The 12,248-nt window shown below is 64.0% G+C and carries 11 protein-coding genes and 1 pseudogene; 1 reads left to right on the top strand and 11 read right to left on the bottom strand.

Going from position 1 to position 12,248, the window contains the following annotated elements:
- Positions 1–16: 16 nt before the first annotated feature.
- The 8 genes and pseudogenes from NYR58_RS03400 to NYR58_RS03365 all read right to left on the bottom strand — a co-directional run bounded on the left by NYR58_RS03400 (position 17) and on the right by NYR58_RS03365 (position 8,663).
- Positions 17–1,034 (bottom strand): annotated as a pseudogene (locus NYR58_RS03400) (transaldolase).
- 78 nt (positions 1,035–1,112) lie between these two features.
- A complete protein-coding gene (locus NYR58_RS03395; RefSeq protein ID WP_261519061.1) occupies positions 1,113–2,600 on the bottom strand; it encodes a mannitol dehydrogenase family protein in 1,488 nt (495 codons plus the stop codon).
- Entirely contained in the window at positions 2,600–3,373 is a 774-nt protein-coding gene (locus NYR58_RS03390; RefSeq protein ID WP_261519060.1) for an L-iditol 2-dehydrogenase, read from the bottom strand. Before NYR58_RS03390 ends, NYR58_RS03395 begins: the two co-directional genes overlap by 1 nt.
- Positions 3,370–4,374 (bottom strand): ABC transporter ATP-binding protein, encoded by a 1,005-nt coding sequence (locus tag NYR58_RS03385; RefSeq protein WP_261519059.1) that lies wholly within the window; start codon positions 4,372–4,374, stop codon positions 3,370–3,372. The genes NYR58_RS03390 and NYR58_RS03385 overlap by 4 nt, the downstream gene beginning before the upstream one ends.
- A gap of 9 nt (positions 4,375–4,383) precedes the next feature.
- Positions 4,384–5,214, bottom strand: a complete 831-nt coding sequence (locus NYR58_RS03380) for a carbohydrate ABC transporter permease (protein ID WP_261519058.1) — start codon at positions 5,212–5,214, stop codon at positions 4,384–4,386.
- A gap of 9 nt (positions 5,215–5,223) precedes the next feature.
- Positions 5,224–6,102 carry a carbohydrate ABC transporter permease gene (locus tag NYR58_RS03375; protein ID WP_261519057.1) on the bottom strand — a complete coding sequence of 293 codons (879 nt, stop codon included), beginning with the start codon at positions 6,100–6,102 and terminating at the stop codon, positions 5,224–5,226.
- A 116-nt stretch (positions 6,103–6,218) separates the two neighbouring features.
- The gene (locus NYR58_RS03370; protein ID WP_261519056.1) at positions 6,219–7,535 is read right to left on the bottom strand and encodes an ABC transporter substrate-binding protein; all 1,317 of its coding nucleotides are present in this window, start codon (positions 7,533–7,535) and stop codon (positions 6,219–6,221) included.
- Between the two features lie 96 nt (positions 7,536–7,631).
- Positions 7,632–8,663 carry a LacI family DNA-binding transcriptional regulator gene (locus NYR58_RS03365; RefSeq protein ID WP_261519055.1) on the bottom strand — a complete coding sequence of 344 codons (1,032 nt, stop codon included), beginning with the start codon at positions 8,661–8,663 and terminating at the stop codon, positions 7,632–7,634.
- Positions 8,664–8,811: 148 nt separating this feature from the next.
- On the opposite strand from NYR58_RS03365, the gene NYR58_RS03360 reads away from it, so the two are divergent.
- Complete coding sequence (locus NYR58_RS03360; RefSeq protein ID WP_261519054.1) at positions 8,812–9,033, top strand: hypothetical protein; 222 nt, start codon at positions 8,812–8,814, stop codon at positions 9,031–9,033.
- A 325-nt stretch (positions 9,034–9,358) separates the two neighbouring features.
- Here NYR58_RS03360 and NYR58_RS03355 read toward each other — a convergent pair whose 3' ends face one another.
- From NYR58_RS03355 to NYR58_RS03345, 3 genes are read right to left on the bottom strand one after another with little or no spacing between them, the layout of a single operon-like run.
- Complete coding sequence (locus NYR58_RS03355) at positions 9,359–10,381, bottom strand: TRAP transporter substrate-binding protein (RefSeq protein ID WP_261519053.1); 1,023 nt, start codon at positions 10,379–10,381, stop codon at positions 9,359–9,361.
- Positions 10,382–10,439: 58 nt separating this feature from the next.
- On the bottom strand, positions 10,440–11,726 hold the full coding sequence (locus tag NYR58_RS03350; RefSeq protein ID WP_261519052.1) for a TRAP transporter large permease: 1,287 nt from the start codon (positions 11,724–11,726) through the stop codon (positions 10,440–10,442).
- 9 nt (positions 11,727–11,735) lie between these two features.
- Complete coding sequence (locus tag NYR58_RS03345; protein WP_261519051.1) at positions 11,736–12,224, bottom strand: TRAP transporter small permease; 489 nt, start codon at positions 12,222–12,224, stop codon at positions 11,736–11,738.
- Positions 12,225–12,248: the final 24 nt, after the last annotated feature.

The following is a 12,248-nucleotide window of genomic DNA, read 5'->3' as shown; positions in this document are numbered from 1 at the left end:
GACCTGTGGAGACAGGTTATCGAGAGCATTGACGCGTTCCTGGCGGGCGCACCGATAAGGACTCTTTGACGATGTCTGTGTCCGTGGTCAGAGGTTTTAGGACAACGGACAGGCCTAATGCAACCAGCTTGGCATGGTCGGTGTCGAAGCCGCGAATGCCCTCCGCCAGCTTGTCGGTTGCCATGGCATCCGCATTGATCTGCCATCGGAACTCCGCCTCCCCGAGTCGCATCAGGTCGCAGGCGTCCAAACACTCCTTATCGAGTGCTCGGTCCAACTGGGTGTGCTCCTGTGACAGAGCGTCGAGCAGTGCGGGTGAAATGGTGAGCCGGTCGCAGCCTGCGAGCGCACGAACCTGATCGGTTGTGCGAAACGACGCGGCCATTACGATCGTACTGATGCCATTGGACTTGTAGTATTGATAGATCCGGCGGACGGATGCGACGCCAGGATCGGTTTCCGCGTTTTCGCCTCGACCATGCGCCTTGTACCAGTCGGTGATCCGACCGACGAAAGGAGAAATCAAGAAGGCGCCCGCGTCCGCACATGCAACGGCCTGCGCGAGCGTGAACACGAGGGTGAGGTTACAGTCGATGCCGTCGCGCTGTAGCCTTTCGGCGGCGCGGATCCCCTCCCAGGTGGCAGCAAGCTTTATCAGGATGCGGTCGCGTCCAATCCCGAGGGCGGCATAGTCCTCCACGATTTCCATCGCGCGCCGAACGGACCCGTCCGTGTCGAAAGACAGCCGGGCCTCGACCTCGCTTGAGACCCGGCCGGGAACGAGCCGGGACAGCTCGGCCCCGAGGGCGACCGTGAGACGTTTGGCTGTTCTCGACGGCGAAAGACCGCCGCGCACGGCTTCACCGATCTCGCGATCAAAGGATACCGCTGGCAGCAGGATCGCTCAGGGCGCGGAGAACGAGCGTTGGGTTGGTCGTGCAGTCCACCGGCTTGAAACGCCGCACGGCCTCGATGTCGCCCGTATCCGCGACGACGACGCTCATGTCGCGCAATTGGTCGAGTGCGGAGACCATGTTTGAACCTCCTTTCGCTGTCGAGGGCTCATGGGTTGGGTGGGTTGGGTGGGTTGGGCGGCGCGTTGGCTTCTCTTCTCAGCCGTTCCCCGCATATTTCGCCAGCGCTGTCATGGTGCCGTCCTTCCAGATGAGCGTGAGCCAGCGCTCGAACGCCTCGGCGAATGGCGGGGCGGCGGCTAGGTCCCCGTAGATCCCTTCCTGTTCGAGCCATGCGCGCGGCCGCTCCCTGGCGGCCTTCGCCACTGTCATGAGGTCCGCCCAGCAGGGATCGTTGGGCTCTATCTGCGTTCCGTCCTCGCGGTGGCCCGCACACATGCGCGCCCACAGGGCCTCGACCAACGCGAAGCCCTCGACCGAGCCTCCGGCGGCGAGCGCCTCTCGGACGACGGGCAGCAGGAAGCCGGTATGGCGAGAGGATCCGTCGAAGGCGACGCGACGCGTCGTATCCCGGATCTCGGGGTTGGAGAAACGCCGCTCGATCAGGGCCAGGTACTCGGAAGGCGACGTGCCCGGGACCGGGTCCACGTAAGGCACGATCTCCTCGACCTGGACCTTGCGGAACATGGCGGCGATTGCCGGATGTGCCATGCAGTCGGCGATGGTTGGCACCGACAGGAGCTCGCCCGCGTTGGCAAGAACCTGGTGGCCCCCGTTGAGGATACGGATCTTCATCATCTCGTAGGCGTGGACGTCCGCCGTGAACGTCGCCCCCACGAGATCCCAGTCAGGGCGGCCGGCGCAGAAGTCGTCTTCGATCACCCATTCGCGGAAATTCTCGTGCGTGACCGGCGCGGCATCGTCGATGCCCATCTCGCGCACGAGGTCGAGTTCGCCCGGCCCGGTGGCCGGCACGATGCTGTCCACCATCGAGTTGGGGAAAGCGGCCTCGGCTTCGATCCAGTCCGCAAGATCAGGATCGCTCAGCCGCGCTAGTCCCACCACCGTCTGCCGCAGGATGGCACCGTTGCCACGCAGGTTGTCGCAGGACAGGCCGGAGAAGGGAACGCTGCCGGCCGAGCGCCGCAGACGGAGCGCCGCGACCATCGCACCGAAGGCGGTGCGGGGTGCATCGGGGTGCGCTGCGTCATGGATAATGTCGGGGTGGCGAATGTCGAGCCCGCCGCTCCCCGGATCGATATAGTAGCCCCCCTCGGTCACCGTCAGGCCGACGATGCGGATACGAGGATCCGCCATCGCGCGGATCAGCGCGCTGTTGCACTGCTCGATCGGCAGGAAGTCGATCATCGCGCCGATCACCTCGGCCGAACGGGCGTCCGGCGCGAGTTCGATCAGCGTGGTCAGGCAGTCCTGCGCGAGGAGCTTTTCGCGCATCGCCGCGTCGTAGGGGCGGACACCAGCGCCGAGGATCGCCCAATCGAGCGCGCGCCCCTCCTGCATGAGCCGGTGCAGGTACCAAGCCTGGTGGGCGCGGTGGAAATTGCCGAGGCCGATATGGACGATCCCGGGTTTCAGGCGGCTGCGGTCGTAGCGGGGGCGCGCGATGCCCTCGGGCAGGTCGTTCAGCCTGGCGTTCGACAGCTTGATGGGACGGGTCGCGGACATCAGCTCATCCATTGGCCGCCATCGACGTTGTAGCATTGTGCCACGATGTACTCGGCCTCGTCCGAGGCGAGAAAAACGGCCATTCCGGTTAGATCCTCCGCCCGCCCCATGCGGCCGAAGGGCACGGCCTCGCCCACCTCGCGTTTCTTCTGGCCGGGGGCCTTGCCTTCGTATTTCGCGAAGAACGCGTCGACGCCTTCCCAGTGCTCGCCATCGACGACACCGGGCGCGATGGCGTTCACGTTGATACCGTGACGGATCAGGTTCAGGCCCGCCGATTGCGTCAGGCTGATGACGGCGGCCTTGCTGGCGCAGTAGACGGCGACCAGCGGCTCACCCCGGCGCCCCGCCTGGCTCGCCATGTTGATAATGCGGCCCCGGATGCCGTTGTCGATCATGTGGCGCGCGACCGCCTGCATGGTGAAGAGCGTGCCCGAGACGTTGACGTCGAAGACGCGCCGGTAGTCGTCGCGCTCGATCTCGACGATGGGTGCGGCCGTGAAGATGGCGGCGTTGTTGATCAGCACGTCGATCTGACCGAAGGCTTCCACGGTTGCGGCCACGGCGGCGTCGATGCTGTCCTGCCGGGTCACGTTCATCTCGACGGCGATCGCTGCCTCGCCGATCTCGGCGGCCGAGGCACGCGCCCGTTCGATGTCGATGTCGCCAATGGCCACCCGGGCGCCCTCGCGAACATAGGCCTCCGCGAAGGCGCGGCCGATTCCGCGCGCCGCGCCCGTGATCAGGGCCGTTTTTCCCTCCAAACGCCTCATGCGACACGCAGCCCCTGGGTGTCGAACCGGTGCAGATGGTTGGGGTCGGGGGTCAGCCAGATGTCGTCGCCGTAATGAAGGTCAACCTCGCCGCCGACGCGCACGGTAACAGGCTCCGGGATGCCGTCGCAGGTCACGTGAAAGAAGGTATCCGAGCCGAGATGCTCGGATACGCTGACCTTGCCATGCCATTCCCCGCCTTCGGAGGAAGCGAAGATATGCTCGGGCCGGATGCCGATCGTTTCCGCCCCGTGCTGGGCCGCGATGCTTCCGTTGATCAAGTTCATCTTGGGGCTCCCGATGAAGCCCGCAACGAAAAGATTCCGCGGATTGCGGTACAGTTCCAGCGGAGAGCCCACCTGCTCGATATTGCCGGCGCGCAGCACCACGATCTTGTCGGCCATCGTCATCGCCTCGACCTGGTCGTGGGTGACGTAGATCATCGTGGTCTCGAGCCGCTTGTGCAGCTCGCTGATCTCAAGCCGCATACCGACCCGCAGCGCGGCGTCGAGGTTCGACAGCGGCTCATCGAACAGGAAAGCGGCGGGCTCGCGAACGATGGCGCGGCCGATGGCGACCCGCTGGCGCTGGCCGCCCGAGAGCTGCCCCGGCCGCCGGTCGAGATAGTCGGTCAGGTTCAGGACCTCGGCGGCGGCCTTCACCCGGCGGTCGATCTCGGCCCGCTCCAGCCGGGCCATGCGCAGCGGGAAGGCGATGTTCTTGCGCACGCTCATGTGCGGGTAGAGCGCGTAGGACTGGAACACCATGGCGAGACCGCGGCGGGCCGGCGGGACCGAGGTGGCGTCCTTACCGTCGATGATGATCCGGCCACCGGTCACGTCCTCCAGCCCGGCGATGAGCCGCAGCAGGGTGGACTTGCCGCAGCCCGAGGGACCGACGAAGACCACGAATTCGCCATCGTTGATTTCCAGGTCGAGCGGCGGGATCACCGTGACCTCGCCGAAGCGCTTCTTCACATTCTCAAGAATGATGTGTCCCATGTCGGTCCCTCACTTCACCGCGCCGAACGTCAATCCGCGGACGAGTTGCTTCTGGCTGAACCAGCCAAGGATAAGGATCGGCGCGATAGCCATGGTGGAGGCCGCGCTCAGCTTGGCGAAGAACAGGCCCTCCGGGCTGGAATAGCTGGCGATGAAGGCCGTGAGCGGGGCCGAGTTGGCCGCGGTCAGGTTCAGTGTCCAGAACGCTTCGTTCCAGGCGAGGATGAAGTTCAGCAGGATCGTCGAGGCGATGCCCGGGATCGCCATTGGCGTCAGAATATAGAGGATCTCCTCGCGCAGGTTCGCACCGTCCATCCGGGCCGCCTCGAGGATGTCGATCGGGATTTCCTTGAAGTAGGTATAGAGCATCCAGACGATGATCGGCAGGTTGATCAGCATCAGCACCGCGATCAGCCCGCCCCGCGTGTCGAGCAGGTTGAACTGCACGAAGATCAACGAGATCGGGTAGAGCACGCCGACCGCCGGCAGCATCTTGGTGGACAGCATCCAAAGCAGGATGTCCTTGGTCCGCCGCGAAGGGACGAAGGCCATCGACCACGCCGCCGGGATCGCGACGAGGATCCCGATCAGGGTCGAGCCGCCGGCGAGGATGACCGAGTTCCACAGGAAGCGCATGTAGTCCGAGCGCTCCTGCACCACCGCGTAGTTCTCAAGCGTCCAGTCGAAGCTGAAGAACAGCGGCGGGTCGTTGATCGCCTGGGCCTCGGTCTTGAAGCTGGTCAGGATTGTCCAGTAGATCGGGAAGAAGATCAGCAGCCCGATCGCCCAGGCGACGGCGGTGGTGATGATCTTGCGGCGCGGGGTGACGGCTCGTGCCATGACAGCCTCCTACCGGTCCAGGTTCTTGCCGACGATGCGCATCAGGAAGATGGCAACGATGTTGGCGAGGATGATGGCGTAGACGCCGCCGGCGGAGCCCAGTCCGATGTTCTGGCTGTCCACCACCCGCTGGAAGATCAGGTAGGTCAGCGTCCGCGTCCCGAACGAACCGCCGGTGGTCACGAAGATCTCGGCGAAGATCGACAGAAGGAAGATCGTCTGAATCAGGATGACGATGGTGATCGCCCGGCTCAGGTGCGGCAGCACGATGTAGAAGAAGCGCGCCAGCGGGCTGGCGCCGTCCATCTCGGCGGCCTCGAGCTGTTCGCTGTCGAGCGACTGGATCGCGGTCAGCAGGATCAGGGTCGCGAAGGGCAGCCATTGCCACGACACGATCAGGATGATCGACTGGACCGAGGCGTCCGACAGCCAGGATACCGGCGTCGCACCGAAGAAACGCCAGAGATGGGCGAAGATCCCGTTGATCGGGTCCATGAGCATGTTCTTCCAGACCAGCGCCGACACCGTGGGCATCACGAAGAACGGCGCGATCACGAAGAGGCGGACGATCCCCTGTCCCCAGATCGGCTGGTCGAGAAGGATCGCCAGCAGCACGCCCAGAACCACGGTGATGAGAAGGACGCCGCCGACGATGATGAGGGTGGCCTGGACGCTGGGCCAGAACGCGCTGGAACTGATGAAGCGCGCGTAGTTCTCGAAGCCGACCCATTCGAGGCCGTTCTGCAGGGAGTCGCCACGCAGCGGCAGGTATTTCTTGAACGACAAGTAGAGCGTGAGGGTGAGCGGGACGAGCATCCAGCCGAGGAGCAGGACGACGGCGGGCGCCAGCATCAGGCGGGCTGCCGAACGTGAATGCTGGGTGGCCATGACCGATCTCCTCCCGGGTCGGACCGGGGAAGCCCCGGCCGCTGCCGCGCGTGCTCACCTGTCGGGTACCGGAGGGCGGAGGGACCGCCCCCCGGGAAGCTTGCGTGCCGTGCGGCCTAGCGGTAGCCGGCCGCTTCCATTGCGTCGTTGGTCAGGGCCTGCGCCTTTTCCAGCGCCTCGTCGATGGACTGCTGCCCGGCGTAGACCGCCGAGAACTCCTGGCTGACCTCGGTGGCGATACCGGCGAACTCCGGAATGGCGACGAACTGGATGCCGACATAGGGCACCGGATCGACGGTCGGGTTCGTCGGATCGGCCGCGTTGATCGACTCGAGCGTCATCGCGGCGAACGGAACCTCCTGGTATTCCGGCGTCTCGTAGAGCGAGGTGCGCGCGCCCGGTGGGACGTTGGCCCAGCCCTCGTTGGCGGCGACGAGCTCGATATACTCCTTCGAGGTCGCCCACTCGATGAACGCCTTCGCCGCCTCTTCCTTCTGCGTGCCCGCCGGGATCGCCAGCGCCCAGGCCCAGAGCCAGTTGGAGCGCTTGTCGACGCCTTCGGCGTTCGGCGCCAGCGCGAAGCCGACGCTATCGGCAACGGTCGAGTCATTGGGGTTGGTCACGAAGGACGCGGCGACGGTGGCGTCGATCCATATGCCGCACTTGCCCTGCTGGAACAGCGACAGGTTCTCGTTGAAGCCGTTGGTCGCGTAGCCCTCGGGACCGTAGTCGTTCATCAGGTTGACGAAGAAGGTGAGCGCTTCCTTCCACTCGGGCTGGTCGAACTGGGCGTTCCAGTCCTCGTCGAACCAGCGGGCGCCGAAGGAGTTCGCGGTCACGGTGATGAAGGCGCCGCCCTCACCCCAGCCGGCCTTGCCGCGCAGGCAGATGCCGTTGATGTCGTTCTCCGGGTCGTCCATCGCCGCGGCGGCTTCCCGGATGAACTGCCAGGTCGGCGCCTTGGGCATCTCCAGACCGGCCTTTTCCATCAGGTCGGTGCGGTACATGACCATCGAGCTTTCGCCGTAGAACGGCGCGGCATAGAGCGTGCCGTCGTGGCTGAGGCCGTCGCGCATGGCCGGCAGGATGTCGGCGACATCGTAGTCCTCGGACAGGTCATCGAGCGGAAGGAGCCAGCCGTTGGCGCCCCAGATCGGCGTCTCGTACATGCCGATCGTCATGATGTCGAACTGGCCGCCATTGGTGGTGATGTCGGTCGTGACCCGCTGGCGGAGCACGTTCTCCTCAAGCGTGACCCACTCGACGGCGATGCCGGTCTGTTCCGTGAACAGGTTCGTGTAGCCCTGCATGCGGATCATGTCGCCGTTGTTGACGGTTGCGATCGTGATGGTTGTGTCCTGGGCCGTTGCGGCGGTTGCCAAGGCGCAGAGCGCAAGGGCGCTGGTCGCGCGGAGCGCGGTTCTCATGGACATCCTTATCCTCCCTGGTTGGATGCTAGATAGCGAGAAGGCTACGTTCCAAAATTATCGTGAGTCAAGAAATTTCTTTACGCGCGTCAAAAATATCTGTCACGCAGAAGCCCTCAAGATCAGGCGCGCGGGAATCAGAGTCTCCATCCTGTTCTCGAAACGGCCACCCGCTTCGATCAGAGAAAACAGCGTTTCCATGCACTTGGCCGCCACCGCCTCGTATTCGTGGGCCGCTGTCGTGAGCGACGGGCAGGTAAACCGGGAGAACGGATGGTCGTCATGCGACGCCACCCGCAGCGCACAGCCGTCGCCGCGCCCGACACGCAATCCGCGCTCATAGCAGGCCGCGAGAAAGCCAATGGCGAGTCGGTCGTTGCTGCAAAGGACGGTATCGGTCGCCGGCCCGCCCGAGGCGAATAGCTCGTGCGCGCCGCGCCGCCCGATTTCCTCGAAGCCCCAGCCTTCTCCCTCAACCTTGATCACATGCGGCTCAAGGCCCGCCTCCTCCATCAACCGGATATAGGCGCGGCGCCGCTTGTTGGCGTTGGGGTTTGCCGGATTACGCATCTCGAAGAAGCATGGCGGCGATCCGGTCCGGCACAGATACTCTACGGTCTGCTGCACGAAACTGAAATTGTCCGATCCCACGAAGGCCTCGCCCATCCCCTCGATATTGCTGTCGAAAAGCACGGTGGGCACGTTGCGGCAGAAGCGTTCGATGGCGCCCCGGTCCGACAGGCGGCCGAGCGGCGCCAGGAACACGCCCGCGGGTTTCAGTGCCGTCAGGCCCTCAAGGATCTCGACCTCCAGTTTCTGCTCGCCATGGGAGCTGTAGAGGACGGGCGAGAAGCCCGCATCGATGCAGCGCCGCTCGATGATGCGCGCGATCTCGGCAAAGAACGGGTCGGCAAGATAGGGCACCACGATCCCGACATTCTTGGTCAGGCTGCGGTTCTGGTTCATCGCGAAGATGTTCGGGCGAAAGTCGTACCGCTCCAGCGCCTCCTCGATGCGTTTGCGGGTCCTTGGTCGGACGCTCCCGGGATCATTGAAGTATTTCGACACCGTCGGGCGGGAGAGACCGCTCAGCGCGGCGAATTCCTCCATGTTCCGGATCTTGTACCCGCTCATGAGTTCACCCCTATCGCGTGCTTCGGGCAGGGCGCCCCGTTTGTTCCGTTCCATGATGTCAAAGAACCCCTAAAAAATGACGCGAGTAAAGAATTTTCTTGAAAACCGCGATACGACCGGCTGAGTGCCGGCATCCGGCGAAATGCGATTGTTCGGCTCGGAAGACCACAAGGTCGCCACCGGCGGCGGCCCAGAAGAGGACGTAATGCATCTCGGCATCGATCTCGGCACTTCGGCGGTGAAGGTCTGCCTCCTCGGCCATGACCGCGCCGTCGTCGCGACATCCTCTGCCGCCCTCGGGATTTCGCACCCGCTTGACGGCGCAAGCGAACAGGATTGCGGCGTGTGGTGTGAGCTTATCGAGAGATAGCTGACGGTTTATTCTGGTCACATGGCTTACACATCGTGCATTTGGGGAGTGCCCGAATGCCCTGGAACCCTCGCCGCAGATTTTCGGACCGCCTCGCCTACAGCATTTTGCAGCCAGATGGAATCATCTGGCGTCGCACAAATGCGGCAAAAACAAAGAGATGGACCGGATCAGCGTTTCATTGAAACGATGAACCGGTCTAACGCGCTCGGGCTCTTGGACCCGGTCGGGAGAAGTGTCGGTGTGGCACCGCCTTGACCCACCGGCGGCGACCGGGATGGACCCGGCCGCCGCCCGGCTTTTGGCCCAAGGCCGCCGGGGCAGGCTAGTTGTCCACTCCCAACTCGGCTGCGAGGCGCTTGATCTCGGAGCGGTAGAAGGCCAGCGCTGCGGCGCCGTCGATACCACGCTCGCCGGCCGCCTGCACCCATTCATCCTCGATGAAGGCCAGACGTTCCTTGAGTTCGGCAAGGACGTCGCCGGTAACTTCGTGGAACACGGCTCCCGCCTCTTTCAGCTTGCCGATGGCCGCTTCTTCCTCCTCCTGCCACATCTCGGCGAAACGCAGGACAAGCGCTTCGCCGGTCAAGGCATCGAGCGCGGCCCGATCCTTCTCCGACAGCCGCTCATAGGCGGCGTTGCTCATGACGAGATACTGGCTGGAATGCGCAAAGCCGCCCGGCACGGTCGAGATATGGGTGAGGTATTCCGACAGGTTGAAGTTCCACACCGTCTCGATCTGCTGGAACATGCCATTGATGACCCCGCGCGAGACTTGCTCGTATGCATCCGTGACGGAAGAGGAAATCGGCACCATGCCCAACGCCGTCGAGACCCGCTCCACCAGCGGGCCGGGCACGCGGATGCGCTTGCCCTCGACGGCGTCGATCGAGGTCAGCAGGTCACCACGCATGGTCAGTTGGTAGGGACCGTTGGTCCACAGTCCAAGCAGCCGGACACCTTCATGTTCATTGGCATCCATCATGAAGCGCTTGTAGGTGTTCCAGTATGCGAGCGAGTTGACCACAGCGTGATTGTGGGTGAACGGCAGTTCGCCAATCTCGGTCAGCGCAAAGCGTCCCGGCGTATAGCCGTGCACAGAGAAGGCCATGTCGGCGACCTCGTTTTTGACCAGGTCGAAATGTCCCGGAGGCGGCCCGAGCGCGGGCAGGACCTCGATCGTCACCCGACCTTCAGTGGCCGCCTCAAGATCGCGCGCCAGCGGTTCGATCACCTTGGTGATGATCGGATGCGTTGCCGGCACCCAGTTCGAATAGCGCAGCACCACCTCCTGCGCGGCGGCTGGCAATGTTCCGGCCAGAATTCCCAGCGCGGCGACCGCGCCCATCAGTTTCCTGCATGTCATTTTTCACCACCTCCCTTGGTTGGTTTGCTCGTTGTGGAAATCACATCATCGAGGGCAGCCACAGCACGATCCCCGGAAACAGCACCACCAGAACCAGTTTCACGAGGTCGGCGACAAGAAACAGGAACACCCCTGCAAACAGGGTTCGCAACGGCACATGCGGCAGCACCGAACGAAGCACGTAGACATTGAGGCCGATTGGCGGCGAGATCAGCGCCAGTTCCACCACCATCACGATCAATATTCCGAACCAGACCGGGTCGTAGCCGAGGCCCACCACGATGGGAAACAGGATCGGTATGGTGAGCAGGATCATCGACATGCTCTCCAGTACCATGCCCAGAAGCACGTAGATCACGCAGATGATGACCATTACCCAGAACGGACTGAGGTCGAGCGCATTGATCAGGCCGCCCAGCATGCTCGGCAGGCCGGCGATGTTGAGAAAATTGCCGAGCACCATTGCGCCGACGATGACGAAGAAGATCATCGCCGAGGTGACGGCGGTTTCGGTCAGTGTGTCGAAAAGGCTGCGCCAGTTCAGCGCCCGGCGCGCCAGCGCGAACAGGAGCGCCCCCAGAGCTCCGACGCCCGCCGCCTCGGTGGGCGTGAAGATGCCGCCATAGATGCCGCCCATCACCAGCGCGAACAACGCCAGCACCGGCCAGACGCGCGCAAGCTTGCGCCGCCTTTCGGCGCGGTCGGTTCGCGCGCCGGCCGGTCCCCAGTCGGGGCGCAGCCGCGCGATCACTGCGATGGTCAGCATGTAGAGGGCGACCGCGAGCAAACCGGGAAGAATGCCGGCTATGAACAGCTTCGAGATCGAGGTCTCGGTCAGGATACCGTAGACCAGAAGCACCACGGAGGGCGGGATCAGGATGCCCAGCGTGCCACCGGCAGCGATCGACCCGGTCGACAGAATATCGGCATAGCCGTAGCGCCGCATGGACGGATAGGCCACCCGTCCCATCGACGCGGTGGTGGCCATGCTGGAGCCCGATATCGCCGCGAAGCCGCCACAAGCCAGGATGGTTGCCTGCGCCAGCCCGCCGCGGAAGTGGCCAAAGGCTGCATGGGCGGCATCGTAGAGGTCGGCCGAGATGCGCGAGCGGTTGATCAGATTGCCCATCAGCAGGAACAGGGGCACGACCGAAAGGCTGTAGCTATTGACGGTGGAGAAGGCCGTCTGCGCGGTCATGAATGCGGCCGGACGGACGCCAGCGATGCTGGCAAAGCCGAGAAAGCCGACCCCGATCATGGCCACGCCAACCGGCACCCGCAACATGATCAGCACGAAGACAGTCAGAAGTCCGATCATCGCGACCATGCAGATCTCCTAGTCGCCCGGCCCCGGGCCTTCGTCGTGGCGGATGATGGCGATCGCGGACGCAACCGCGGTCACGAGGCAAAGCACGGCCATGTAATAGGCGAAGGGAGCGCGCGGGATGCCGCCGAACAGCGATTGCGCATTCTGCTGCGCCAGCTGGTCGCCATAATTCCACATCAGCATGGCGAGATAGGCGAACACCAGCACCGAAAGCACGCCCGCGAGCCACCGGAGAATGCTTGCGGCGCGTGGTGCAAGATCGGCCAGCAGCGAGGCCTCAACATGCCGGCCCCAGAGGCTGACCAGCGGCAGTGCCCCAAGCACCATCACGCACATCAGGAATTCGGTGATCTCGTAGGCTCCGCGGATCGGCTGGTTGAACAGGTAGCGCCCGCCGACATCGACGACCATGACGAGCATGATGGCGAACAGCGTCGCGGCCGAAAGCGGGGCGAGCATGGCGATCAGGGCGCGGGCGATCGCGTCGATAAGCCTCATGGCCGCCCCCTCCATCCGCACCCC

Origin of the sequence: Chelativorans intermedius (genome assembly GCF_025398255.1) — a bacterium.
In the GTDB taxonomy this organism is placed as follows: Bacteria; Pseudomonadota; Alphaproteobacteria; order Rhizobiales; family Rhizobiaceae; genus Chelativorans; species Chelativorans intermedius.
The sequence above is the reverse complement of the archived record's forward strand: the minus strand, read 5'-3'. Positions and strand labels throughout refer to the sequence as shown.

Coding starts and splice junctions, on each gene's coding strand:
- NYR58_RS03395 (WP_261519061.1), bottom strand. CDS start 2,600: ATGTCCGCGACCCGTCCCATCAAGCTGTCGAACGCCAGGCTGAACGAC.
- NYR58_RS03390 (WP_261519060.1), bottom strand. CDS start 3,373: ATGAGGCGTTTGGAGGGAAAAACGGCCCTGATCACGGGCGCGGCGCGC.
- NYR58_RS03385 (WP_261519059.1), bottom strand. CDS start 4,374: ATGGGACACATCATTCTTGAGAATGTGAAGAAGCGCTTCGGCGAGGTC.
- NYR58_RS03380 (WP_261519058.1), bottom strand. CDS start 5,214: ATGGCACGAGCCGTCACCCCGCGCCGCAAGATCATCACCACCGCCGTC.
- NYR58_RS03375 (WP_261519057.1), bottom strand. CDS start 6,102: ATGGCCACCCAGCATTCACGTTCGGCAGCCCGCCTGATGCTGGCGCCC.
- NYR58_RS03370 (WP_261519056.1), bottom strand. CDS start 7,535: ATGTCCATGAGAACCGCGCTCCGCGCGACCAGCGCCCTTGCGCTCTGC.
- NYR58_RS03365 (WP_261519055.1), bottom strand. CDS start 8,663: ATGAGCGGGTACAAGATCCGGAACATGGAGGAATTCGCCGCGCTGAGC.
- NYR58_RS03355 (WP_261519053.1), bottom strand. CDS start 10,381: ATGGGCGCGGTCGCCGCGCTGGGAATTCTGGCCGGAACATTGCCAGCC.
- NYR58_RS03350 (WP_261519052.1), bottom strand. CDS start 11,726: ATGGTCGCGATGATCGGACTTCTGACTGTCTTCGTGCTGATCATGTTG.
- NYR58_RS03345 (WP_261519051.1), bottom strand. CDS start 12,224: ATGAGGCTTATCGACGCGATCGCCCGCGCCCTGATCGCCATGCTCGCC.